General features: G+C 59.7%; 20 protein-coding genes. 8 read left to right on the top strand and 12 right to left on the bottom strand.

The features are described 5' to 3' along the window. Window positions 1-38 precede the first annotated feature (38 nt). Genes ACR0JW_RS01145 through ACR0JW_RS01135 form a run of 3 tightly spaced genes read left to right on the top strand, consistent with a single transcriptional unit; the run spans window position 39 to window position 3,644 of the window. Entirely contained in the window at window positions 39-1,247 is a 1,209-nt protein-coding gene (locus ACR0JW_RS01145) for an MFS transporter (RefSeq protein WP_480713501.1), read from the top strand. Window positions 1,248-1,305: 58 nt separating this feature from the next. After that, the gene (locus ACR0JW_RS01140; protein ID WP_170824502.1) at window positions 1,306-2,970 is read left to right on the top strand and encodes a tetratricopeptide repeat protein; all 1,665 of its coding nucleotides are present in this window, start codon (window positions 1,306-1,308) and stop codon (window positions 2,968-2,970) included. Then, window positions 2,967-3,644, top strand: a complete 678-nt coding sequence (locus ACR0JW_RS01135) for an SH3 domain-containing protein (protein WP_170677347.1) — start codon at window positions 2,967-2,969, stop codon at window positions 3,642-3,644. The genes ACR0JW_RS01140 and ACR0JW_RS01135 overlap by 4 nt, the downstream gene beginning before the upstream one ends. 9 nt (window positions 3,645-3,653) lie before the next feature. On the opposite strand, the gene mfd is transcribed toward ACR0JW_RS01135, so the two are convergent. Both mfd and ACR0JW_RS01125 read right to left on the bottom strand, forming a co-directional pair. Further along, window positions 3,654-7,109, bottom strand: coding sequence for a transcription-repair coupling factor (gene mfd, locus ACR0JW_RS01130; RefSeq protein WP_480713500.1), 3,456 nt, complete (start codon window positions 7,107-7,109; stop codon window positions 3,654-3,656). 21 nt (window positions 7,110-7,130) lie between these two features. After that, the gene (locus tag ACR0JW_RS01125) at window positions 7,131-7,652 is read right to left on the bottom strand and encodes a component of SufBCD complex (protein WP_170610777.1); all 522 of its coding nucleotides are present in this window, start codon (window positions 7,650-7,652) and stop codon (window positions 7,131-7,133) included. A gap of 119 nt (window positions 7,653-7,771) precedes the next feature. On the opposite strand from ACR0JW_RS01125, the gene hemB reads away from it, so the two are divergent. The 4 genes from hemB to ACR0JW_RS01105 all read left to right on the top strand — a co-directional run bounded on the left by hemB (window position 7,772) and on the right by ACR0JW_RS01105 (window position 12,623). Further along, complete coding sequence (gene hemB, locus ACR0JW_RS01120) at window positions 7,772-8,770, top strand: porphobilinogen synthase (protein ID WP_480713499.1); 999 nt, start codon at window positions 7,772-7,774, stop codon at window positions 8,768-8,770. A gap of 143 nt (window positions 8,771-8,913) precedes the next feature. Further along, entirely contained in the window at window positions 8,914-9,486 is a 573-nt protein-coding gene (locus tag ACR0JW_RS01115) for a lipid-binding SYLF domain-containing protein (RefSeq protein ID WP_170610771.1), read from the top strand. A gap of 173 nt (window positions 9,487-9,659) precedes the next feature. Further along, window positions 9,660-12,122: a penicillin acylase family protein gene (locus ACR0JW_RS01110; protein ID WP_480713498.1), complete on the top strand. Its 2,463-nt coding sequence runs from the start codon at window positions 9,660-9,662 to the stop codon at window positions 12,120-12,122. Window positions 12,123-12,227: 105 nt separating this feature from the next. Next, window positions 12,228-12,623, top strand: a complete 396-nt coding sequence (locus tag ACR0JW_RS01105; RefSeq protein ID WP_170677354.1) for a nuclear transport factor 2 family protein — start codon at window positions 12,228-12,230, stop codon at window positions 12,621-12,623. Between the two features lie 18 nt (window positions 12,624-12,641). Here ACR0JW_RS01105 and ACR0JW_RS01100 read toward each other — a convergent pair whose 3' ends face one another. The 5 genes from ACR0JW_RS01100 to trkA all read right to left on the bottom strand — a co-directional run bounded on the left by ACR0JW_RS01100 (window position 12,642) and on the right by trkA (window position 17,506). Beyond that, window positions 12,642-12,935: a putative quinol monooxygenase gene (locus ACR0JW_RS01100; protein WP_170677356.1), complete on the bottom strand. Its 294-nt coding sequence runs from the start codon at window positions 12,933-12,935 to the stop codon at window positions 12,642-12,644. 14 nt (window positions 12,936-12,949) lie between these two features. After that, window positions 12,950-14,221, bottom strand: coding sequence for a GTPase HflX (gene hflX / locus ACR0JW_RS01095; protein ID WP_170677358.1), 1,272 nt, complete (start codon window positions 14,219-14,221; stop codon window positions 12,950-12,952). Then, window positions 14,221-14,460, bottom strand: a complete 240-nt coding sequence (hfq, locus tag ACR0JW_RS01090) for an RNA chaperone Hfq (protein ID WP_010440340.1) — start codon at window positions 14,458-14,460, stop codon at window positions 14,221-14,223. The genes hflX and hfq overlap by 1 nt, the downstream gene beginning before the upstream one ends. A 131-nt stretch (window positions 14,461-14,591) precedes the next feature. Further along, the gene (locus ACR0JW_RS01085) at window positions 14,592-16,130 is read right to left on the bottom strand and encodes a TrkH family potassium uptake protein (protein WP_170610757.1); all 1,539 of its coding nucleotides are present in this window, start codon (window positions 16,128-16,130) and stop codon (window positions 14,592-14,594) included. Further along, the gene (gene trkA / locus ACR0JW_RS01080; protein WP_170677359.1) at window positions 16,130-17,506 is read right to left on the bottom strand and encodes a Trk system potassium transporter TrkA; all 1,377 of its coding nucleotides are present in this window, start codon (window positions 17,504-17,506) and stop codon (window positions 16,130-16,132) included. The genes ACR0JW_RS01085 and trkA overlap by 1 nt, the downstream gene beginning before the upstream one ends. A 96-nt stretch (window positions 17,507-17,602) precedes the next feature. Here trkA and ACR0JW_RS01075 point away from each other — a divergent pair, with 96 nt between their 5' ends. Further along, window positions 17,603-18,082 (top strand): hypothetical protein, encoded by a 480-nt coding sequence (locus tag ACR0JW_RS01075; RefSeq protein ID WP_170619163.1) that lies wholly within the window; start codon window positions 17,603-17,605, stop codon window positions 18,080-18,082. A gap of 9 nt (window positions 18,083-18,091) precedes the next feature. Here the strand turns inward: ACR0JW_RS01075 and ntrX are convergent, their stop codons facing one another. The 5 genes from ntrX to dusB all read right to left on the bottom strand — a co-directional run bounded on the left by ntrX (window position 18,092) and on the right by dusB (window position 25,343). Beyond that, window positions 18,092-19,501: a nitrogen assimilation response regulator NtrX gene (ntrX, locus tag ACR0JW_RS01070; protein ID WP_170610749.1), complete on the bottom strand. Its 1,410-nt coding sequence runs from the start codon at window positions 19,499-19,501 to the stop codon at window positions 18,092-18,094. After that, the gene (locus ACR0JW_RS01065) at window positions 19,498-21,786 is read right to left on the bottom strand and encodes a sensor histidine kinase (RefSeq protein ID WP_170677361.1); all 2,289 of its coding nucleotides are present in this window, start codon (window positions 21,784-21,786) and stop codon (window positions 19,498-19,500) included. Before ACR0JW_RS01065 ends, ntrX begins: the two co-directional genes overlap by 4 nt. Before the next feature lie 99 nt (window positions 21,787-21,885). After that, window positions 21,886-23,253 carry a response regulator gene (locus ACR0JW_RS01060; RefSeq protein ID WP_170610742.1) on the bottom strand — a complete coding sequence of 456 codons (1,368 nt, stop codon included), beginning with the start codon at window positions 23,251-23,253 and terminating at the stop codon, window positions 21,886-21,888. Window positions 23,254-23,295: 42 nt separating this feature from the next. Further along, the gene (locus ACR0JW_RS01055) at window positions 23,296-24,363 is read right to left on the bottom strand and encodes an ATP-binding protein (protein WP_170677363.1); all 1,068 of its coding nucleotides are present in this window, start codon (window positions 24,361-24,363) and stop codon (window positions 23,296-23,298) included. Continuing rightward, entirely contained in the window at window positions 24,360-25,343 is a 984-nt protein-coding gene (dusB, locus tag ACR0JW_RS01050) for a tRNA dihydrouridine synthase DusB (protein ID WP_170824498.1), read from the bottom strand. Before dusB ends, ACR0JW_RS01055 begins: the two co-directional genes overlap by 4 nt. Between the last annotated feature and the right edge of the window lie 104 nt (window positions 25,344-25,447).

The raw sequence follows: 25,447 nt of genomic DNA, 5'->3' as shown, positions 1-25,447 counted from the left end.
GATTTGCCGTGATAGCGCAAGCAGGTAAGGAGTTCCCCATGACCTATCGCATGTCGCGGGGCGAGTTCATTGCGTTGATAGCAATGATGTTCGCCACGATCGCGTTCTCTATCGACTCGATGCTGCCTGCCCTGCCCGAAATCGGCGCAGAGCTCAGCCCTGATGATGTGAACCGGGCGCAACTGATCCTGACATCCTTTGTTCTGGGCATGGGGCTTGGCACATTTTTCACCGGCCCGATCTCGGACGCGCTGGGGCGCAAGCCCGTCATCTTTGGCGGTGCAGTGCTATATATCGTGGCGTCCGCTGTTGCCTGGGCAAGTTCCTCGCTTGAACTGGTTCTGGCTGCGCGTGTTCTTCAGGGACTTGGTGCCGCCGGTCCCCGCGTGGTGGCCATGGCCATTATCCGCGACCTCTATTCCGGGCGCGAGATGGCCCGGATCATTTCGATCGCGATGATGATATTTACGCTTGTTCCCGCGATTGCGCCGATGCTGGGCGCAGGCGTGATTGCCCTGTTCGGCTGGCGCGGGATTTTCGTATCCTTCATCCTGTTCGCCCTGATTGTCGTGACGTGGATGGGAAAACGGTTGCCAGAATCGCTGGCCCGCGAAGACCGTCGCCCGTTTCGCCTGCCGCTGCTGGTAGCGGCCACGCACGAGATGATGTCACACCCTACGGTGCGCCTTTCGATCCTGGTTCAGACCCTGTGCATGGGCATTCTGTTCACCATGCTGACCATGGTGCAGCCGGTCTATGACGTGATCCATGACAGTGCGGACAGTTTCCCATTCTGGTTCGGGTTTGTCGCGCTGATGTCTGGTTCGGCCAGCCTGCTGAACGCCGCGATTGTCGTCCGAGTGGGTATGCGGCGCGTGGTAACATGGGCGCTGGGGGCGCAGATCCTGATTACGTCCTGCGTCATTTTTCTGAATATGGCGAACCTGACGCCCGACGCCTCATTCGCGGTGTTTGTATTCTGGCAGACCACCATCTTCTTCATGGCTGGCGTCACTTTGGGCAATTTGAATGCCATCGCGATGGAACCGATGGGCCACATCGCAGGCATGGCGGCATCTGTGATCGGGTCGATTTCGACCGTTCTGGCCGCAGCCATCGCAGCTCCAGTGGGCCTTTTGTTCGATGGCTCAGTGACACCGCTGACAACGGGCATTCTTGCCATGTGCGTGATGGCTTTCGGCGTGATGGTTCACATGGGTCGCGTCGAAAACAGATTACTGGCCTGAGCCTGTGCAAATGCCCTGAATCACGTTAAGCTTCCCGCGTTTTTCGGGGGAGTTTTCTATGAGTGATTACTATGATCTGGGCACATACTCCTGCCCTGTCACCACATCATCGGAAAAGGCGCAGCTGTGGTTCGACCGAGGTCTGATCTGGACCTACGGCTACAACCACACCGAGGCCCTGGCCTGTTTCCAGCGCGCGGCGGAACATGATCCGGACTGCGCCATGGCGCATTGGGGCGTGGCTTACGCAGCCGGACCAAACTACAACCTGCCGTGGGAATTGCTGGACGATCAGGGACAAGAGAAGGCATTGGCCGAGGCCTATGACGCCACCCAAAAAGCACTGGCGTTGGCTGAATGGTGCACTCCGGTTGAACAGGCGCTCATCCGCGCCCTGCCCGCCCGCTATCCTCAGCGTGAGCCGACCGAAGACATGCACGACTGGGACCATGATTTTGCGGACGCGATGCGCACAGTTTTTGCAGCTTTTCCCGATCACCTTGATCTGCGCACCATATTTGTCGAGGCGTTGCTGAACCTGACCCCCTGGAAAATGTGGGATCTGGAAACCGGTCAACCCGCCGACGGCGCCGCCACCCTTGAAGCGCAGGATACCCTGGAATGGGCCATGGGGAACGACCCGGCCGCCATGTCGCATCCCGGGCTTCTGCACTTGTACGTGCACCTGATGGAGATGTCGCCCACTCCTGAAAAGGCGCTGAAAGCCGGGGACGTGTTGCGCACGCTGGTGCCGGACGCAGGTCATCTGGTGCACATGCCCACCCATATCGACGTACAGTGCGGCCACTACCAGAACGTCACCCATTGGAACGAAAAAGCCACCGAAGCAGATTTGAAGTATTACGAACGCGAAGGTCCGTTCAACATCTACACCGGTTACCGTCAGCACAACTATCACTTCACCATCTACGGCGCGCTGTTTATGGGCCAGATGGAACCGGCCCTGCGTGCCAATCAGGGCATCTGGGATACCACGCCCGAGGAAATGCTGCGCATCGAAAGCCCGCCGATGGCGGACTATTTCGAAAGCTACATGTCCATGGGGCCGCATATCCTTATCCGTTTTGGCCGTTGGGACGAAGCCAAGGCTCTGGAACTGCCCGAAGACCCGGATCTCTACTGCACATTGACCGCGACCAAGCTCTACGCCCGTGCCATCGCATTTGCCGCAACGGATCAGGTGGCCGAGGCCGAAGCGGAAGAACAGAGGTTTCTTGCCGCCCGGGGCCGCGTCCCCGAAACCCGGCGACTGCACAATAATCGTGTCGTCGACCTGCTGGATATCGCAGCTGAAATGCTGCGGGGCGAAATCGAATACCGCAAGGGAAACTACGACACCGCCTATGCACACCTGCGCCGCTCGGTCGAACTGGATGACACTTTGCCTTATGACGAACCATGGGGCTGGATGCAGCCAACCCGCCACGCACTCGGGGCCTTGCTGTTCGAACAGGGCCACGTTGCCGAGGCCGAAGCTGTCTACCGCGAGGATCTAGGACTGGGCGGCACGCTCAGCCGTGCGTCGATCCATCCCGACAATGTCTGGAGCCTAAGGGGGCTATACGATTGCCTGAAATCCCGAGGTGACTCCATTGAAATCAGGCAGATCAAACAAAGACTGGATCTGGCTCTGGCCCGTGCAGACCGCGCGGTCGCCGCTTCGTGCTTCTGCGCCCAGTCCGCAATGAAGGCCGCCGAATGAGGTTTCTCCCTGCCCTGATGCTTTTGGCCGCCGGTCTTCCCGTTCAGGCCGAACGCATGACGTTTACCCCGGTCGACCAGGCCGAACGTGATCCGACATTGGTGACGTTCCGCGCCAACCTGCTGGCCAACATCGCAGCCCGCGACACCGAAGCGGTTGTGGCGGTGGCCTGCCCGGACATTTATCTCAGCCACGGCGGCAATGGCGGCCCCCGGGAACTCAGGGAAAACCTGACACTTCCCGCCGACACCTTGGCCGAGGAGTACCGCGATCAGGCCGACGAGATGCGCGAAGCCTACTGGTCCGCTCTCGAGGAAACCCTCGCCGCGCCCGGTTACTTTGACGATCTGGGCGAATTCTGGATGCCGTATCAGTGGAAGATCGGCCTGCCCGCATCCGTCGACCCGTTCAACGCGTATTTTGTGAATGGCTCCGGGGTGTCACTGCGGGTGGGCGCAGACCGGACCGCCGACATTGTCGATCTGATAAGCCATGAGGTCGTCCTGATTAGCGAATACGATCCTGACGCCGAATACCAGAAGGTCATGCTAACCGACGGCGCGCGAGGCTTCATGCACCGCGACTACCTCTGGCCTATGACCGGTCATCGCGCGGCGCTGGTAAAATCCGACCAGGGGGAATGGCAGTTGTGCACCTTCGTGGGCGGTGACTGAGCGCGACGCTCAGACCTTGGCCTTGTTCTTCACGGCAACCACCTTCTCGGCCAGATCGCGGGCAATGGCAAACGCGCCCTTTATCTTGTCACTGTCTTTCTTCCAATCCCTGCGCACAACAATCTTGTTGTCCTTGACCTTCGCCAGTCCGCGCTGGTTCTGAATGAAATCGACCAACCCCTGAGGCGAAGCGAACTTGTCGTTGTGGAACTGGATCGTCGCGCCCTTCGGTCCGCCATCCAGTTTGGCGATACCCGCCCGCTTGCACATCGCCTTGATGCGCACGACCAGCATCAGGGTGTTCACCTCTTTCGGGAGAGTGCCAAAGCGGTCGATCAGTTCGGCTGCAAACCCTTCCAACTCGACCTTGGTCGAGAGCGACGAGAGGCGGCGATACAAGCCCAGCCGTACATCCAGATCCGGCACGTAATCCTCGGGGATAAGGACCGGCACACCCAGATTGATCTGCGGAGCCCATTGATCATCAGCATCCGACAACCCTTCCATCTCACCGGCTTTGATCTTGGCAATCGCCTCTTCCAGCATCGACTGATACAGTTCATAGCCCACGTCGCGCATCTGGCCGGACTGCTCCTCGCCCAGCAGGTTGCCTGCACCACGAATGTCCAGATCCTGGCTGGCAAGGGTGAAACCTGCGCCAAGCGTATCCAGCGAACCCAGAACGCGCAGGCGTTTTTCAGCCGTGGCGGTCAGCTTCTGGCGTGGCTTGGTGGTCAGATAAGCATAGGCGCGGGCCTTCGAACGCCCGACCCGGCCCCGTATCTGATACAACTGCGAAAGGCCGAACATATCCGCGCGGTGCACGACCATGGTGTTTGCGGTCGGAATATCCAGACCGCTTTCCACAATCGTCGTGGCCAGCAGCACATCGTATTTGCCGTCATAGAACGCATTCATCCGGTCATCAAGCTCGCCAGCCGCCATTTGCCCATGAGCGATGACATAAGTCAGTTCCGGCAGCTGTTCTTTCAGGAATTCCTCGATCTCGCGTAGATCGGATATTCGCGGCACCACGTAGAAGCTCTGCCCACCCCGATAATGTTCGCGCAGCAGCGCCTCGCGGACAGAGACCGCATCGAATTCGCTGACGTAGGTACGGATGGCCAGACGGTCGATAGGCGGGGTGCCGATGATCGAAAGATCGCGCACGCCCGTCAGCGACAGTTGCAAAGTACGCGGGATCGGCGTGGCTGTCAGGGTCAGCACGTGAATGTCCGAGCGCAACTGTTTCAGACGCTCTTTATGCGCCACTCCGAAATGCTGTTCCTCGTCGATAATCAGAAGGCCCAGATTGTTGAACCGAATACCCTTGGCCAACAACGCATGGGTACCGACCACGATATCAACCGTTCCCCGCGCCAGTCCGTCCCGGGTTTGCTGCGCCTCTTTGGCCGAAACAAAGCGTGAGAGCTGCCGGACCTCCAGGGGGAACCCTCTGAAACGGTCCCTGAAGCTGGCCGCGTGCTGGCGGGCCAGCAGCGTCGTGGGCGCAACAACCGCCACCTGAACACCGGACATGGCAGCGACAAATGCCGCGCGCATTGCAACTTCGGTCTTGCCAAAACCCACATCGCCGCAGATCAGGCGGTCCATCGGCGCGCCTGAATGCATGTCCTCCATCACCTCGGCAATGGCGCGCAACTGGTCGTCGGTTTCCTGATAAGGGAAACGGGCGCTGAACTCCTCCCATGCATGCGGCGGCGGGTCCATGACCGGAGCCTTGCGCAGGGCGCGTTCGGCGGCGATCCGGATCAGCTTGTCCGCCATTTCGCGGATGCGTTCTTTCAGCTTGGCTTTCTTGGCCTGCCAGGCGCCACCGCCCAAACGGTCCAGCAGACCTTCTTCGTGACCGTATTTTGACAGCAGCTCGATGTTTTCAACCGGCAGATACAGTTTGGACTGTTCCGCGTATTCCAGCAGAAGGCATTCGTGCGCGGCCCCCGCTGCCGTCACCACTTCCATCCCCATGTAGCGACCGATGCCGTGGTCGACATGAACAACTAGATCACCGGGGCTGAGCGATTGGGTCTCGGTCAGGAAATTCTCGGCCTTGCGGCGTTTTCTTGGCTGCCGGATCAAGCGGTCGCCCAGAACATCCTGTTCTGCAATCACCGTCAGACCGGGGGTTTCGAACCCGTGCTCCAGCGCCCAGACAGCCAGGTACAACCCGCGCTTGCCGATGCGAGTGCCGTCCTTCACCGGGATCGCCTCGGCCAGACCTTCATCCTCGATCAGACCGGTCAGGCGTTCGCGGGCACCTTCGGAATAGGACGCGATCAGAACTGGCCCCTTGGCCAGTTTGTCGGTGATGTGACTGGCCAGTGCGCCAAACAGGCTGATGTTCTCCTGCTGTCGTTCGGGGGCGAAATTGCGCCCGATCCGGCCACCTGCGTCGATCACGCCCGGTCCGCTTGCCTGCGGCAACGGGCTGAACTGCATCACGCGCCGGTTTGCAACAGCCTGTTCCCAGGCCCCGTCATCCATGTACAGCAAGGCTGGCGGAGTTGGCTTGTAGACCGAGTCCATGCGCGACCGGTTTTCCAGCGCCAGCCTGCGGGTTTCATACTGATCAGCAATACTGTCCCACCGGGCCAGCCGCGCGGGCGTAACCTGATCATCCAGCAGGATCGTCGCACCGGACAGATAGTCGAACAGTGTCTCCAGTCGGTCATGGAAGAAAGGCAGCCAGTGCTCCATCCCCTGATGCTTGCGCCCGGCACTGACCGCTTCGTAAAGCGGGTCGTCCGTACCTGCGGCGCCGAACTCAATACGATAGTTTTGACGGAACCGGGTGATCGCGGCCTCGTCCAGAATGACTTCCGATACCGGGGCCAGTTTGACAATTTGCAGTTTCTCGGTGGTGCGCTGCGATACCGGGTCGAACCGGCGTGCACCGTCCAGAACATCGCCAAACAGATCCAGACGAACGGGGCCGGATTCACCGGGCGGGAATATGTCGATGATCCCGCCCCGGATGGCATAGTCGCCGGGCTCCATTACCGTGGGGCTTTGGGTGAACCCCATGCGAACCAGAAAATTGCGCAATGCGTCTTCGTCAATGCGATGCCCGACCCGCGCAGTAAAGGCCGCTTCGCGCAGGACCTCACGGGCCGGCACGCGCTGGGTTGCGGCATTCAGGGTCGTCAACAGCACGAATTGCTGCGGCATCTGATGCACCAGCGCCGCCAGGGTCGCCACCCGTGTGGCCGAAATATCGGCGTTGGGCGAAACCCGATCGTAAGGCAGGCAATCCCAGCCGGGAAACACAAAGACCGGCATTTCCGGCGCAAAAAAGGCCAGCGCGGCCCGCATCGCCTCCATCCGCTTGTCATCACGTGCGACATGGGCCACCGGACCGCCGGTCCGCGAAATCTCTTTCAGAACAAGCTGCGCGTCAAACCCTTCGGGGGCTCCGCCAACTGTTACGTGGTCCGCAGCCTTCATCGCCTCGCCTTTCCGACTTGTCTATCCCAGTGGTCCCAGAGAAAAGTTCTGATACATGCCCCAGAAGGCCGTGACCAGTATCGAAAACATGCCGATCAACTGGGTGTACAGCCTGCATCGCATCAGGGTCCGGATGACCAAGTCAGGTTTGGGGATCTGCTGCAGCCGACGCGCGGTCGCCACATACAACATGACCACGATCGACATCGGAAACATCAGCAGGAAAACAGCCTGCGCGAACTCCACCCCATAATAAAAGCCCGATATCGCAAGCCCGGTCAGCACAAAACACGAAATCGCAAACAAAATGGCACCGGACATGTCCATGATGTACAGCATGCGGTTCGTGTTGATCCGGACGATATCCATCAGGTCCGTTTCGGCCTGCCCGCCCGAGCGTCGCGCGCGCACGATCAGATCATAGGGAACGCCAAGGACCCAATGGCTCACCGATGACCACATGACAGCCAGTGCGATCCAGAACCACAGGTTCGAGAAGCTTCGCAAATCAATGACTTCGGTAATCGAAGAGTATAAGTCCAAGCCATAACCCCTTAAACATTGTCTTACGGGGTTTTGTCACAATGCCGCGTCGATTGTTACCCTTGAGACCTACGCGTTTTCATGCCACCCAAAGCACGATTGTTCAAGGAGAACGCGCCATGAAACCGACCATCGCCCCCTATCCGCTCGCCCGTTTCCGCCGGGCCCGCCAGTCTGCGGCGATCCGGGGGCTGGTCCGCGAGAATACGCTGACGCCGGATGACCTGATCTGGCCGGTGTTCGTGCGCGACGGCGAAGGGGTCGAGAAACCGGTGCCGTCAATGCCGGGCGTCGTGCGCCGATCGGTCGATCTAATCGCCCACGCCGCCGTCGAGGCGCAGGCGCTTGGCATCCCAGCAATCTGTATTTTCCCCTATACCGACAGCGCCCTGAAAACCGAAGACTGCGCCGAAGCGTGGAATCCTGACAACCTGTCGAACCGGGCCATTCGTGCCATCAAGGATGCTGCCCCCGATATCGCCGTCATGACCGATGTGGCGCTGGATCCGTACAACATCAACGGCCATGACGGGTATGTCGTCGATGGCGAGATCGTAAATGACCGCACGGTCGAAGCACTGGTGAAAATGACGCGGGCGCAGGCGGATGCCGGCGCGGATATCATCGGCCCGTCGGACATGATGGATGGACGTATCGGTGCGATGCGCCACGCGCTCGAGTCTGCGGGGCATCACAACGTCATGATTCTCAGCTACGCCGCCAAGTATGCCAGTGCGTTTTACGGTCCGTTCCGCGATGCGGTTGGCGCATCGGGCGCACTGACCGGCGACAAGAAGACCTATCAGATGGACCCGGCCAATTCGAACGAGGCGCTGCGTCTGATCGAACGCGACCTGACCGAGGGCGCCGATATGGTGATGATCAAGCCGGGCATGCCTTATCTTGATATCTGCCGTCAGGTTAAAGACACGTTTGGCGCGCCGACCTATGCCTACCAGGTGTCGGGCGAGTTTGCGATGATCCGGGCGGCGGCCCAGAACGGATGGATCGATGGCGAGAAGGTGATGCTGGAAAGTCTGATGGCGTTCAAACGCGCGGGCTGTGACGGAGTTCTGACCTATTTCGCGCCCGAAGTAGCGCGCCTTCTGCAAGGCTAAAACCCCGCCCTGTCGCAATTTTTCGCCGATTGAAGGCCCCTGACCCGCAGCTTTCCCGTGACAGCCGGGCGCAATCGGCGTATTCTTGCACACAAGATCGGGAACACCCGACATATCAGGCACTTATTACAGAGACAGGAAACATGAGCAGTTCCAATTCCCCCCGACTGGGTCGTCGCGGCTTTGCACTTGGCATGGCAGGGCTGACATTTACCGCCGCCTGCGGGAACGGCGTCGGCAACACCAACGCAGCGACCATCGACGCCCGTGTCGATGCGACGCTGAACGAAATGTACAGTAAGTACCCGAACACGATCGAGATCGCCAGCAAGGCGAACGGTATGCTTGTCATGCCTCTGATCACCGAAGCCGGGTTCATCTTCGGCGGCGGTTTTGGCCAGGGCGCATTGCGAGTTCAGGGCGCGACAGTCGACTATTATTCCGCTGTCAAAGGCTCAGCCGGGCTGCAGATCGGCGCGCAGCAATACGCGCATGTTCTGTTCTTCATGACCGAAGACGCGCTGAACGACTTCCGCCGCTCCAACGGTTGGACCGCAGGCGCGGACATCGGCTATGTGGTCGACGCAACCGGCAGCAGCGTCGGGGCCAGCACCACGACATTGCGCACGCCTGTGATCGCGGCGGTCTTTGGTCAGGCGGGCCTGCTGTTCGGGGCGACCGTCGAAGGCATCAAATACACGCGTATCATTCCGTAACACCGGGTTACCACTCCCCCTCCTGCGGAGCCCCGCCACGTGTCGTTCAGCAGTGGCGGGGCTTACGTTTTTTGCGTTGACGACACGGAAATTGTTGTTCGGCTCCTCTTTCGGTTGGGACCGCCTTCCACTACTTTCGCCGCAAACGAATACGAAAAAACTGTGGGGCAAGGATGGGTCTTTTATTTCGCTGGCTGGTGCGCATCACGTCGGGTCTTGTCCTGCTGGCCGTGGCGGCGGTTGCACTGGTCTATTTCCTCGCCAGCCAGTCCCTGCCCGAATACAATCAGACCCTAAAGGTCAATGGCCTGACCAGCCCGGTCGAGATCGTGCGCGACACATCAAACGTGCCGCATATTCTGGCCGAAAGTGACCCGGATGTGTTCTTCGGACTCGGATATGTGCATGCGCAGGATCGTCTTTGGCAGATGACCGTTATGCGCCGCACCTCGCAGGGGCGTCTGTCGGAAATTTTCGGTGCCCGAACTGTCAATATCGACAAGCTGCTGCGCCGTCTCGACCTTTATGGACTGGCCCATCGTTCTGTCGAGGTTCAGGACGACTACACCAAAGCAGCGCTGAAAGCCTACGCCGCTGGCGTGAACGCCCGGCTGAATGAAATCAACGACAAGGCCCTTGGGCGCGGCGCACCCGAGATGTTCCTGTTCAACGCCCCGGTCTCCCCCTGGCAACCGGGGGACAGCATCGCCGTAATCAAACTGATGGGCCTGCAACTGTCGGGCCATTTGCAGGACGAGGTGCTGCGCGCACGTACATCACTGATGCTGAATAACCCGGACCGACTGGCGGACATACTGCCCGACGTTCCCGGCCCGGGGATTGCAGCATTGCCCGAATATGCCAGCCTGTTCCCCGGCCTGCCCCGATACGCGCGGGGAACGCCGATGCCTGACACCCCGCTTTCGCCCTTTCCAAAACGCGGTCTTGCCGGTGCGTCGAATGCCTGGAGCGCCGCGCCATCGCGGTCTGCCAGTGGCGGAACCCTGCTTGCGAACGACCCACATCTTGGCTTTACCGCGCCCGGCGTGTGGTATCTGGCACGGCTGGGGCTGGCCAAAGGCGGCGTGATCGGCGCGAGTATTCCCGGCATTCCCGCCATCATGACCGGGCGCAGCGACCGGTTGGGCTGGGGCCTGACCTCATCTTATCTGGACGATCAGGATGTCCATATCGAACAACTGAACCCGGAAAACCCCGAAGAATACCTGACACCGGACGGATACAAAACATTCCAGACCCGCCCGTCGATCATCGAGATCAAAGACCAGCCGCCCATCACTCTGACCCTACGCTGGACGGAAAACGGCCCGGTACTGCCCGGCACTCACTACGATCTGGAAACGATCACACCAACGGGCCATGTGGCCTCGCTTGCGTGGACGGCGCTTAGCCCGCGTGACACGTCGATGACCGCTTCGATGGCGCTGATGAACGCGGATACGGTGCAGCAGGCCATCACGGCGGCCGAAGATTTCATCTCGCCGTCGCAAAACCTGTCACTGGTGGACAAGGACACGATCGCCTTGAAGTTGATTGGCGCCATGCCACAACGCGACCTGCGCAACCAAAGCAAGGGCCGCATTCCGACCCCCGGCTGGCTGGCCGAGAACCGCTGGCAAGGCCGCATGCCTTATACCGACAACCCAGAGTTCGTGGCCCCAAGGGGTGGCGTTCTGGGTAACACCAACAACAAGATCATAGACCGCCCCTTCCCTCAGCACGTGTCGTATGAATGGGGCGACACCCAGCGTGTCCATCGCTGGGAACGCCTGATGCAGTCACGCGAGGTGCACACCCGCGACAGCTTTATCGAGGCGCAGCTCGACACCGTCAGTTTCACCGCCCGGTCTCTGTTGCCCCTGATTGGAGCGGACCTGTGGTTCACCGGCGAATCCGCTCCTGTCGGCACAGCGGAACGTCAGCGCCAGATCGCCCTGGCCCTGCTGGCCGAGTGGAACGGCGAGATGAACGAGCATCTGCCGGAACCGCTGATCTATGCGGCATGGCTGCGCGCGCTGCAGAACCGGCTGATCGCGGATGAACTGGGCCCGCTGGCCAGCGAGTTCAAACATGTCGAACCGCTGTTTATCGAAAGGGTCTACCGCGACATCGACGGGGCCTCGGTCTGGTGCGACGTCCGTCAAAGTGCGCCGGTTGAGACCTGCACCGACATGGCAAGACTGGCGCTGGACGATGCTCTGATCTGGATTGCCGAGAATTACGGCAGCGCCCTGGAATCCCTGCGCTGGGGTGACGCGCATCAGGCCACCCATGACCACCCGGTTCTGGGTTCGGTTCCGGTGCTGCGCTATTTCGTGAACATTCGTCAATCGACCAGCGGCGGAGACAACACCCTGCTGCGCGGCCGAACCTCGGGCGAAGGGCCCGACCCGTTCCAGAACGTACATGGCGCAGGCTATCGCGGCGTCTATGACTTCGCCGACCCGGACAGTTCGGTCTTTATTACCGCCACGGGTCAGTCAGGCCATTTTCTGTCACGCTATTACGACGATCAGGCACAACTGTGGCGGCGCGGAGAGTATCTGCCAATGTCTCTGGACATCGACCTGGCCCGTGCCGCGGCCGTCGGTGTCACCCACCTGATCCCGCATTAATACCCCGCGTCGGCAAGACCTTGCCCCTTTTTTGCGCGGACGTGGACGCAAACGGGTGTTTTCGCCTACGATCTGCGGGCGGACTATTTGGGACCGGGGGCACAGATGGCCAGTATTCAGGACAGGCTAAACAATCTCGCGCGCGACTATGCGATTGCATGGAGTTCGGGCGACGCAGATGCCGTCGCCAGTTTTTTTGCATCAGACGGCCAGATTTCAATCAACCGGGGAGACCCGATCGTAGGTCGCGCGGCGATTGCTGAAATGGCGCGTGGCCTTTTCGCAGAATTTCCCGATCTGGAAGTCAGGTGCGATATGCTGCGTTGGGCCGGAAATCACGCGATTTTTGTCTGGACGCTGGAAGGGCACCATGCGCAAACCGGAAACCATGTCGTCACCCGCGGCTGGGAAGAATGGGAACTGACGGCCGATCATGAAGTCCAGTCTTCACTGGATTGGTTCGACGCCGATGACTATCAGCGTCAAATCGACGGGCGATAGGCACAAGTCCAGACCGGGTTATTCCGAGGTAATCGAATACTTGCGTGGAATGCCTTCTGTAACCATGAACCAGCGCGAGGCTTTCATGCGTTCCTGATGTGCGTCGAACGCAGCCCGGTTTTCAAAGACCTCATGAACGTTGAACTGACCGGGGATGCCCGGATCCTCAACGACCTCGAAGGTGACACAACCGGGTTCGGCGCGCGTCAGCGCGATATGTTCTGAAAGCGCGGCACGGACCTGTTCAAGTCTTTCGGCAGGCACAGCGATGTGCCCACTCAAATAGACCTTCTTGCTGTCTTTCTTCGTCAAAACCAGACCCCGGATCAAAGAGCAGCAAATTGCGCCGCTTGCTTCGCGGTCCAAAGCACCGTGATCTCGAACCCGTTTTCGGTCTGTTGCTCGGACCGGACCACATCCTGCCGAAACAGCCACGCGCGCTTGCCGCCATCGGCAAACCCCAGCGTCAAAGTTTCCTTATGCCGCACGCCCTGCAATTTGGTTGCAATCTCGGCCAGCAGCGCCTCGACGCCTTCGCCGGTCACTGCCGAGATGGCAAAGATCGAAGCATCACGTTCCGCACGCGCCAAAGCGGCCTCACGTTCGTCGTCAGTCATCAGGTCTATCTTGTTCCAGACCTCAAGCCGGGGCCGTTCATCATCGACCCCCAGCGAGGTCAGAATGGCCTCGACATCCTGTGCCTGTGTTTCGGTGTCCTCGTGGTTGATATCGCGGACATGCACGACCAGATCGGCACCCAGCACCTCCTCCAGCGTGGCGCGAAATGCGGCGACCAGTTCGGTGGGCAGGTTCGAGATAAAACCAACGGTATCCGACAGGATCACCTCGGGGCCGTCGGGCAACTCGACCCGCCGCATGGTCGGGTCCAGCGTAGCGAACAACATGTCCTTGGCCATCACTTCAGCACCCGTCAGACGGTTGAACAATGTGGATTTTCCGGCGTTGGTATACCCAACCAGCGCGACAATCGGATACGGAACCTTGGCCCGCGCGGCGCGGTGCAGCGTGCGGGTCTTGACCACCTTCTGCAACTGGCGGCGCAGGCGCACAAGCTGTTCGTCAATCGCACGCCGGTCGGCCTCGATCTGGGTTTCGCCGGGTCCACCGACAAACCCCAGGCCGCCCCGCTGGCGTTCTAGGTGGGTCCAGGCCCGAACAAGCCGCGTCCGCTGGTAGCTGAGCGCGGCCATCTCGACCTGCAACACACCTTCGCGGGTGCGTGCCCGATCGCTGAAGATCTCCAGGATCAGTCCGGTCCGGTCAAGGATCTTGACCTTCCACGCTTTCTCAAGATTGCGTTGTTGTACCGGCGTCACCGGGCCATCGATCAGAACCAGTTCGACCTCGTGCTCGTGCAGTCGCTCGCCTAGTTCTTCGATCTTGCCGCTGCCGAACAAAAGCCCCGGCTGGGCCCGTTGCAAGCGCACGATTTCCGACCCGACCACATCCAGATCGGGCAAAGCAGCGGCAAGCGCCACCGCTTCTTCCAGCGCCGGTCCCGGGACACGGCGCTGTTCATCTGATTTGATTTGGGGATGCAGCACCCAGGCCCGGGTGCGCGCCCTCTCATGTTCCATCAAGAGGCGTCTTCGCCCTCATACAGGCTGATCGGCTGCGACGGCATGATTGTCGAAATCGCGTGCTTGTAGACAAGCTGCGACTGTCCGTCGCGGCGCAACAATACGCAGAAATTGTCGAACCAGGTGATCACACCCTGCAATTTCACACCGTTGATCAGGAAAATCGTGACCGGAACCTTTGCTTTCCGTACATTATTCAGGAACGCGTCCTGAAGATTCTGTCTGTCCGAAGCCATATTTTTATAATCTCGCCATTGTTCTTGCTACGCGCTGCGGACCAACGCGCTCCCTCCGGGTGAGTATGGAGCGGAGTTCACAGATATTCCAGATTAAAAATCAGGCACTAATTCCTTTTGCTGACCCCACGTCAGTCCCGCCAGAGGGCCGGGGTGATCAAGGCAATGATCGCCAGTGTTTCAAGCCGGCCGATTACCATTGCTGCGCACATCGTCAGTTTTGCACCTGCAGTCATATCGATCAGCCGGATCGGAACGTCAGTTGCCAGTTCAATCAAGGGGCCGGTCGTACTCAGCGCGGCAACAGTCAGAACCATTGCCTGTTCGAACCCGGCCCCCATGGCGGCGAGCAACAGATTGAACACCGCCGCCGTAAGCGCGAACATCATCAAGAAGATCCAGGCGATGAAGGCGCCATTGGTCTGAATGCGCCGGTTCCCGCCGCCAACGCCGCTGACCGATGACGGATAGATCAGCCGGTCGATCTCGCGCGCGCCATTGAGGTATAGCGCAAACACACGCAACAGCTTGACCCCGCCGGCCGTGGTGGCGACCCCTCCCCCGATCAGGGCCAGCCCCATCAGGATCAGACCCGGTGTTCCCAGCCCCGAAAGCTGTTGCGCATCGTCCCAGTTGCTGCTTTCGAATCCTGCCGTTGTCAGAAAAGACAAGGCTGTAAATGTCATGCCCCATATCACCTTAAGGCCCTGAAGCACCGACATCTGGCCGTCGATTTCGTTCACACCAGCCAACACGCGAAAGAACAGCAGGGCTGCTACGGCAACCACGATCAACAATCCGATGCGGAATTCGGGGTCCTTATCCAGCCGGGAGTAGCCCGAGGTCGCCGTATCTGCCGAAAACGTCAGCCTTGACAATGCAAAGAACAGGAACAGGAACAGGATCGCCTCACCGGTCAAACCTGCCTGAGCCCCTTCCATCCCGCCCACCGGGGAAATGCCGGAGGTCGCCATGACCGACATCGCGTGGCTTACGGCGGTCAGGCCAACCTCACCGGCAATCAGCAGCAATATCCAGACCACCGCAGTCAGCCCTGCATAGACGGGTGTCAGGGTTCGCGCCACACGCAGCAGGCGTCCCCTTGGATCAACCTTTTCGCTTTGCGCAACACCGGAAACCGGTCGTCCCGGCTGACCCTGCGCGGTAATCTCAAACCCGCCCAAGGACAACGGCGCCAGAATCGCCGCTGCGGAAATCCACATCAGCAAACCACCCATCCAGCCCACAAACGCCCGCCACAGATGCAGCGGCGCAGTCAGGCGGTCGGGGTTCGGAAACAGGTCGGCGCCGGTTGTGGTCATCGCGCTGACCATATCAAAATACGCGTTCAGGAAGGTGGTGTTGCCAAGCGCATCGTGAAACGGGATCGCCAAAAACACGGGCAGAACGGTAAAACAGCCCAGCAGAACGGCCAACTGCCCCAATGTGCCGCGCCGAGGTATCCTGTTGGACGAGGCCAGCGCGATGCTCGCCACAAGAAACAGTCCAAGCAGGCCCGAGTAGAAGAACGATCGCGACGTGTCGTGGTCATCCAATACCAGCGCGTAGACTGCGGGCACCCACATCGAGAACGCGGTTATTCCCCAAATCAACAGAAACAGCGGCAAACGCCGCAAAAGCCCGATCCGTTGTGTCCGCGCGTGTGCCATCAGAAGAAATCGATCGAAACCTGCATCAAGCGCTCGACCTCGGGCACGTCCTTGGCCATGGCAAAGATGGCCACCACATCCTTTTCATCAATCCGCAGGCTGCCGGTCGGGCGCAGCAACTCGTCGCCCTTGCGCACCGCGCCGACCAGAACGCCTTCGGGGAAATCGATGTCGCGCAGTCTCTGCCCCGCCATGGGAGAGGTTGACAGCACTTCGGCCTCGATCACTTCGGCCTCGGCATCGCCGATGGAATAGACCTGCCGCACCCGGCCGTGACGGATATGGCGCAGGATCGAGCTGACGGTGGTCGCGCGCGGGTTGATATAGGCGTCGATCCCTAATGGCCCCATGAGCGCCACCATGCTGGGATCGTTGATCAGCGCGATCGCCATCGCGCAACCCTCGGCCTTGGCACGTACCGCGGCCAACAGATTGGCACGGTCGTCATCCGTGACGGCCAGCATCGCGTCGGCCCGTTCAATGCCAGCCTCCCGCAGCAATGCCGCATCCAGCCCGTCGCCGTTCAGAACAATCGTCCGCTCCAGCGCTTCTGCGGCCAGTTCGGCGCATCGGCGGTCGCGTTCGATGATCTTGGCGCGCACGCGGCTTTCGCGTTCTTCCAGCGTGCGAGCCACTTCAAGGCCGACATTGCCGCCACCCACAATGACGACTCGGTCCTGTTTCTTTTGTGCTTTGCCGAACACCTCCATCGTGCGCTCGACGTCGTTGACGCTGGTGAAGACATAGCATTCGTCACCGACAAACAGCTGATCCTCGGATTCCGGTGCAAACAGCGTGCCGTCCCGGCGTACACCGACTACGATCGAGCTGAGCGTGGAAAACAGGTCGGTCAGCTGTCTGAGCGGCGTGTTGATGATCGGACAGTCTTCATCCACTCGGATGCCCAGCAGCTGCGCCTTGCCATCCATGAAAATCTCGGTGTCAAAAGCCGCCGGGGCCGACAGGCGGCGCATGGCGGCGGCGGCTACCTCGCGTTCCGGGCTGATCACCACGTCGATGGGCAGATGGTCCCGGCGAAACAGGTCCGCATGAATCGCTGTCAGATAGGATTTGGACCGAAGACGAGCGATTTTTCGCGGAATCGAAAACACCGAATGCGCCATCTGGCAGGTGACCATGTTCACCTCATCCGAGTGGGTCGCGGCGATGATCATGTCTGCATCGCGGGCCCCGGCCCGTTCCAGCACATCCGGATAGCTGGCGAAGCCTGCGATACCCTGCACGTCCAGCGTTTCGGTCGCGCGGCGCACCAGATCGGGATTGTTGTCCACCACTGTCACGTCGTTCAGTTCGCCCGAAAGGTGCCGTGCAATCTGCCAGCCGACCTGACCCGCACCGCAAATGATGACCTTCATGTTCCTGGCCCTTCTGCCTGAAATCTTTGAATGACAGATGCCCCCAAAGCGGTCAATTGAATTGTCATGGAACAGGGAGTGAGGCAAGATATGCGCATGAAAACAATGCTACGCGCCTTTATTCCTTTGTTCTTGCTGTCTTCCTGCGGGCCTCTGTCACTCTATTACCGCGAAGGTGCCAGCGTGGCGCGACTGCAGCAGGAGACCACGCAATGCCAGGTAAAGGCCCTGAATGAAGTGCCTGTTGCCAACCAAGTCCGGCAAAGCCCACCCGTCTATTGGCCGGGGCGCACCTATTGCGATGGTCGCGGCCACTGCTACCGTTCACCCGGATGGTGGGAACCCGGACGCGTCTACACCGTCGATGTGAATCAGGACCTGCGCAACACGGTCGAGGCGCAATGCATGGCCAAAAAGGGTTTTCGCCCGGTCAGCCTGCCACCTTGCAAACAAGCGGTGAAATCCCGGGTATCGCTGACCCGTACGACAACCCTGCCGCCGCTAAGCACCGAGTCCTGTTTCGTGAAGTTCGACGACGGGTCGTTTCAGATCATAACGCCGGGTCACACCGGCTGAACCGGCGGGTTATTCCGCCGGTTCCGGTTCATCCAGTTGCGCGACACGCGCGCCGGATTTGTTCGATGTGACCACGCCAAGCGACTTCAGCTTGCGGTGCAGCGCACTGCGCTCCATCCCGACGAAACTGGCGGTGCGGCTGATATTGCCACCGAACCGGTTGATCTGTGTCAGCAGGTATTCCCGCTCGAACGCCTCGCGCGCTTCGCGCAACGGCAAAGTCGCCAGCGCACCGGACAGAACCACGCGGCCAGAATCTTCGGCCTTTTCCTCGTCGTTGGGCAGTTCCCGCGCCTCGATCGGACCGGTTCCATCCCCCAGGATCAACACGCGTTCGATCAGGTTCTTGAGCTGACGCACGTTGCCCGGCCACGTCATGGTCTGCAGCAGTGCAATTGCCTCATCCGACAATTCGCGAACGGGCAAGCCCTGCGCTTCATTGCACATTTCGATAAAGTGCTGCGCCAGTACCGGAATGTCCTCGCGCCGGTCTTCAAGCGACGGCACCGCAATCGGAACAACGTTCAGGCGGTGATACAACTCTTCCCGGAACCGTTCAGCAGTGATTTCTTCTTCCAGGTCCCGATTGGTCGAAGAGATGACGCGCAGATCAACCCGGACTTTGTCGGTTCCGCCAACCCGCTGAAATTGCTGATCCACAAGAACCCGCAGAATCTTCGATTGCGTGCCCAACGGCATATCGGCGACCTCATCAAAGAAGATCACGCCGCCATGGGCTTCCTCAAGCAGGCCTGATTCAACACCGCGTTCAGATGTCTCGCGGCCAAACAGCACCTCTTCCATCCGCTCGGGCTCGACCCCGGCGCAATTCACGGTCACGAAAGGCGCATTGGCACGGTTGGAATGTGCGTGGATATAGCGTGCCGCGATTTCCTTACCCGACCCGGCAGGGCCGCTCAGCATCACGCGGCCGTTGGACTTCGTCACCTTGTCCAACTGGCCCTGCATCGCACGGAACGATGCCGATTTGCCGATCATGTCCGAGCAGCTGACTTCCTTGCGCTTGAGCGACGCGTTTTCGCGACGCAGACGCGAGGTTTCCATCGCGCGCCGGATGACCACCATCAACTGGTCAATGTTGAATGGCTTTTCGATAAAGTCATAAGCGCCCTGCTTGATGGCCGCCACGGCAATCTCGATATTCCCGTGACCGGAAATAATCACAACGGGCACGTCCGGGTTGTCGCGCTTTACCGCTTTCAGGATGTCGATCCCGTCCATTCGGCTGTCCTTGAGCCAGATGTCGAGGATCAAAAGACCCGGAGGTTCAGCGTTGATCGACGCCATGCAATCGTCCGAATTGCCGGCAAGTCGGGTTGAATAGCCTTCGTCCTCCAGAATGTCGGACACCAGCTCGCGAATATCGCGTTCGTCATCTACGATCAGAATGTCGCTCATCTTTGGCCTGCTTTCAGTTTGTTGGTTTTAATAGCCTGCTTCTGTGGCGCGACTGACGGGGAAACACTGCCCCCAGGTAACCGGATCACGGCCATTGCGCCAAAATGGTCCTGTCCGTCAAATACGGGCGCGTCTTCCAAAGTCAGCGCTCCGCCATGTTCTTCGATGATCTTCTTCACGATGGGCAGGCCAAGGCCGGTGCCCTCGTCGCGGGTGGTCACATAGGGTTCAAACAGACGCGCCCGGTCTTCCGGCAGCCCGATTCCGTTATCCGCGATGGTGATCTGTGTCCCGGCATCATCTGTCGATACCCTAACCTTGATCTGCGGCTTGAGGTTTTTAGGTGCACCTTTTTCCTTCAAGGTTCCAATAGCTTCGCCCGCGTTCTTGATCAGGTTGGTCAGGGCCTGATTCAACATCGTCGCATCCACATCCGCCGGAATAGCGTGGTTCGGCAGATCTGCATCGATCTGCACATCCGGCTGCCCGGCCTGCTGGAGCAAAACGGCCTCGCGCACCAGATCAACGATGTTTTCCTCGCGCCGTTCCGGTTCAGGCATGCGAGCGAACTTCGAGAATTCGTCAACAATGCGCCGCAGGTCATTCGTCTGCCGGACGATGACATCCGTCATCGATTCTAGGCTGCTGCTGTCCTCCTCGTCCAGCTTGCGCGAGAACTTTCGCTTGATCCTTTCGGCACTCAACTGAATCGGGGTCAGAGGGTTCTTTATCTCATGCGCGATCCGGCGCGCCACGTCGCCCCAGGCTGCCATCCGCTGCGCGCTGACAAGGTCTGTCACGTCGTCAAAGGCAACCACGTAACCTTCCAGCCCGCCATCCTCACCGCGCCGAGTTGCCATGCGGACCAAAAGGTTCTCCAACTGGCCCTTTCGGGTGACTTTTATCTCTTCCTGAACAGCCTCTTGCCCACTTTCCTTAAGGTTCTCGAACAAAGGCAGGAACTCGGGTACCGCGATACCGATCGCCAAAAGCTCCTCGCCCCGCGACCAGTCCAGCAGACGCTGGGCGGATCGGTTCACGAATGTAACGCACCCGTCAGGATCAACTCCGACAACCCCTGAGGTGACCGAACTGAGCACTGAATCGAACAGTCGACGACGGCGTTCAATATGACGGGTGTTTTCCAGCAACGTGTCCCGCTGACCCTTCAACTGGCGGGTCATCTGGTTGAAATACCGACCCAGCATCGCGATCTCGTCATCGCTGGCCTCTTCAATAACCTGAACGCTCAGGTCACCCGCGCCAACACGCTGCGCTGCTGTGGTCAGGCGGCCCACCGGGCGAGACAAGCGTTCAGCAAACCACATGCCCAACGACATCGCCGCCAGGATCAGGATCACCGCGAAACCCAGATACAACAGGCCGAATTCAAACAGCACCCTGCCCCGTTCGCTTTCAAGCTGCTGATAGAACTGCGCTGTTTCCTTGGTGTCATCCAAAAGGGTCAGCAATTGCCCGTCCACGTCACGGCTGACATAAAGGTAACGGTCCAGATACGCCCGCAGAGGGACCAGCGCCCTGAATTCGCTGTTTTGCCAGTCCGCGATGATCAGCAGGCCCCGGTGGGTCGCGTTCGCCAGTTGCTCAGCCGTGGGTTCTTCGTAGTTGAACAGGTAAGACCTGTCGCCCCGGGCCCGGATATCGCCGCTACCGTCAATGACATAAGCTTCACGCAGGCCACGCTGAATCTGCGACTGGCCCTGGGCCAGAACTTCGCGCAACTCAGCGTCAGAAATATAATAATCCAGAGACCGAGCATTATCCAAAAACCGGGCCAGAACGGTCGCGTCCTGTGTCAGGCCCTGACGGTGTTCCTGTTCATAGGCTTCGGCCGCACTGAGCGACGACCCGACAACTTCGCGCACACGATCCGAAAACCAACCCTCCAGACCGATATTCACGGTCAGTCCGGCAAAAATGGCAACGGTCACCGTCGGCACAAGCGCCAGAAGCGTGAACGCGCCGATCAGGCGCAAATGCAAACGGGAACCTGCTGACTTGGCGCGTCGCGCCGCGATCAGACTGCCGACCTGACTTAGCACAAGTGCGGCCACGACCAGCACATAGACAAGGTCGGCCAACAGGATCAGGCGCAATGTCGGCGCGGCCGAACCCAGATCGAACGGACCAATGACAAGATAGGTGGCAAGCGCCAGTGCTGGCCCCAGAAGAACCAGCCCCAAGGTGCCGAAATTGCGCAGTTTTCGGGATTTTCGCCATCGATTAATCGATGGTATTGGCCCGCTCTGTGCCCGGGTTGCCACCGTCTGCCCTCATCCTGATGTGCCGCTTGCGCGGCTTACCGCCATATGTCGTGGTCCTTGCCAGGTAGAAACCCGAATGCCACGGTTTGTGTGGCGATATTACATCAGTTTGCGACGGCGTGTCACCTCAATATCGAGGTCGATGATCTTTTTTCGCAGCGTATTTCGGTTAATCCCTAGTAAATCCGAACATTTTGCTTGATTTCCGCCGGTTGCGTCCAACGCGATTTCGATCAGCGGCGCCTCAACTTCGCGCAGGATACGCTGATACAGTCCCGGAGGCGGCAACATGTTGCCGTGCAGATCGAAATACCGCCGCAGATGCCGCGCGACCGAGGCCGACAGTTTCTCACGCTCTCCGCCCCCCAGAACCGGTTCGGCCTCAGGCTGGCTGCCCAGAACCATCTCGACTTCGGTTTTGGATATCTCATCCGCCTGACTGGTCAGCCCAAGGCGGCGCACCGCGTTTTCCAGTTGCCGCACATTCCCGGGCCACGAATAACGGCGCACCAGTTCAACCGCTTCGGCGCTGAGCCAGCGTTTCGTGCCGGTCTCACGCTCTTCCCGTGCCAGAAAATGATCGGCCAGCAAAGTAATGTCGTCCATTCTTTCGCGCAGGGCCGGAACGTGGATCGTCGCGCCACACAGACGATAATACAGATCCTGGCGCACGCGGCCGCTTTCCATTGCTTCGGTCAGGTCCGACTGGCTGGTTGCCATGAAGCGCGGCAGATGATCGCCCGGGCTGTCCATCATCCGCACGATCCGGGCCTGAATGTCGTCTTCGATATCTGCGATTTCGTCGATCAGCAGGGTGCCACCCCGAACCCGCGCCATGACGCGGGCAGGTCCTTCCAGATCCCGCAACTCAGACGCGGTGACGGAAACAAAAGGCAATGTCCGACGATCCGAGAAGTCATGTATTGCTTTCGCAATCAGAGACTTACCGGTTCCACTTTCACCGGAAATCATAACCGGCAGATCGGTGTTCATGACCCGCGCCACCAGCCGGTACAGCGCCTGCATAACCGGCGTACGCCCCACCAGAGGCAATTCCTCCGGGCGATCCCGAACCAATTCCGGGGCACCAGACTGCGGTCGTTGCTTCTGATCCAGCGCCCGGGCCGTTCTTTTCATCAGATCCGGCAGATCAAAAGGCTTCGGCAGATAGTCATAAGCGTCGGCCTCAGCCGCCTGAATTGCCGTCATGATCGTGTTCTGGGCCGAGATCACGATAACCGGCAATCCCGGCCTGTCCTGCGCGATCTTCGGCAGCATCTCAAGCCCATTGCCGTCCGGCATGACCACGTCCGAGATGACCACATCGCCTTTGCCCTCTCCGACCCAGCGCATCAGCGTCGTCAAAGAAGAAGTTGCGTGCACCTTGCATCCCGCACGGGTCAGTGCCTGCGTCAGAACCGTCCGGATCGTGCGGTCGTCATCTGCGACCAGAACTGTGCCATCCATCTGCTGTTCTCCTTGCTATGCCATTTGCCGCCGGTTTCAATTTCATTGCGCGTCCCGTGGCGCCCGCCTGAGTGACAGGCGAAAAACCGTCCGGCCCGGAACCGACTCGGCCGAAACCCAGCCGTCGTGGTCGGAGACGATCTTGCTGACCAGCGCCAGACCAAGACCCGTGCCGTTTTCCCTGCCAGAGACAAAGGGATCGAAAATGTCGCTCAGGATGTCTTCGGGCAAGCCGGGGCCGTCATCGATGATTTCGATCTGCAGCGGCAGGGAATGGCCGGACCCATCGTTGCGCCGCAGACGAAATGAATGTTCGAAATAGGTGCGCAGGCGAATGGTCCCGCCTTCCGGTCCGGCCGCCTCGGATGCGTTTTTCAGAAGGTTCAGAATGACCTGCAGGATCTGGTCCTGATCGCCATAAGCCAGCGGCAGCGACGGATCATAATCCTCGACAATCTTCATATGTGCGCCGAACCCCAGCAGCGCCGAACGCCGCGCACGGTCCAGCACGTCATGCAGGTTGACCGGCTGGAAGTCCGGCTGCGACAGGTTTCCGAACTGCTCCACCTGCTCCAACAGCTTTACGATCCGGCGGCTTTCTTCGACAATTAAGTCTGTTAACTCAATATCTTGCTGAGAGATATTCATGCTAAGCAGCTGGGCAGCTCCAGTGATGCCAGCCAGCGGGTTTTTGATCTCATGTGCCAGCATTTCGGCCATTCCGATAGCCGATTGCGCGGCGGATTTCACCGTGTTCCCGCGAGTCATCCGTCCGGCCAGTTCGCGCGGAGAAAGGATCATGATCATTGATCCCGGATGACCCATCAACGGCGCGATCTGCAGCGCACATTGCAGAGGCGCACGACTGCCCGATCCAACATCCACATCATTGACGAACAAAGGCGAACCATTCTGCCGTGCCCTCAGAAACGCCTCTTCCAGGGGGGCGTCGACGGCTATCTGATCCCACACCGGATGCCCGACAACCGAACGGCGCGAGGCGTTCAGGAACCCCTCACCCGCTGAATTGACGTCGGCGATCCGGTCGTCACGGTCGATGATGAATGCGGGAACCGGCAATGAGGCCCAAATGCTCTGGTCCGAGGTCATGCGGCCGCTTCCCCCTGATGCGGGATTGCATCCGCGATCAAACGCAGAACTTCGGATGTAGCGCGCGATGTCAGTATCGCGCGGCGCAAGGCGGCGGGCGTTCCTGCTTCGTCCATGTACCACCCCAGATGCTTGCGAGCGACGCGCAGACCAAGGTCGGGTCCATAGAAATCCAGCATGGCCTGATAGTGCTCCTGCACCATCGCGCTCAGATCATGCCCTGTCGGAACGTCCGGCGCGTCGGCACCGAACAGGTCGTGACATAACTGCGCCAGCAACCAGGGCTTTCCCTGCGCCCCACGTCCGACCATCACGCCGTCGGCACCCGAGTGATCCAAGGCGGTCCGTGCGGTTTGCGTGTCGACGATGTCGCCGTTTGCTATGACCGGAATGGTCACTGCCTCTTTCACCGCACGGATGGCCTGCCAGTTTGCGTGTCCCTTGTAGAACTGACACCGTGTTCGACCGTGGATCGTGACCATCCGAATACCGGCATCCTGCGCCCTGCGCGCCACATCCGGCGCATTCAGCAGGCTGTCGTCCCAACCCAGCCGGGTCTTCAGCGTCACTGGGACATCCACCGCCTCCACCACCGCCTCGATCAGCGTCAGGGCATGGTCGGGCGTTTTCAGCAGGGCCGAACCCGAATACCCGTTGGTCACCTTCTTGGCTGGACAGCCCATGTTGATGTCGATCACCCGCGCGCCGCGATCAGCGACCTGCCGCGCGGCTTCCGCCATCCAGCGTGCTTCACGCCCGGCAAGCTGAACGGCGGTATTTTCGACATCCGCCGAAAGCTCGGCCCGTTCGCGCACGCCCGGTTTTGCCTGCACCATTTCCTGGCTGGCGACCATTTCGCTGACAACCATGCCCGCGCCAAAGCGCATCACCAGATCGCGATACGGGCGATCGGTGATTCCGGCCATCGGCGCCAGCAAAACCGGCGGGTACAAAGGCTTGTCAGCAAGATGCAGGGTCAAAGTGCTTATTCCTTGGGCAGTTGCGCATTTAATATCGAATTCTGCGCATATGACCAAGAAATCCGCATGCCACAAGCCTGCAAAATCATCGCATGCCTAATTTT

This window comes from Ruegeria sp. BG6 (genome assembly GCF_056538465.1).
Note: the sequence above shows the minus strand (reverse complement) of the source record. Positions and strands in the feature narration are given on the sequence as shown.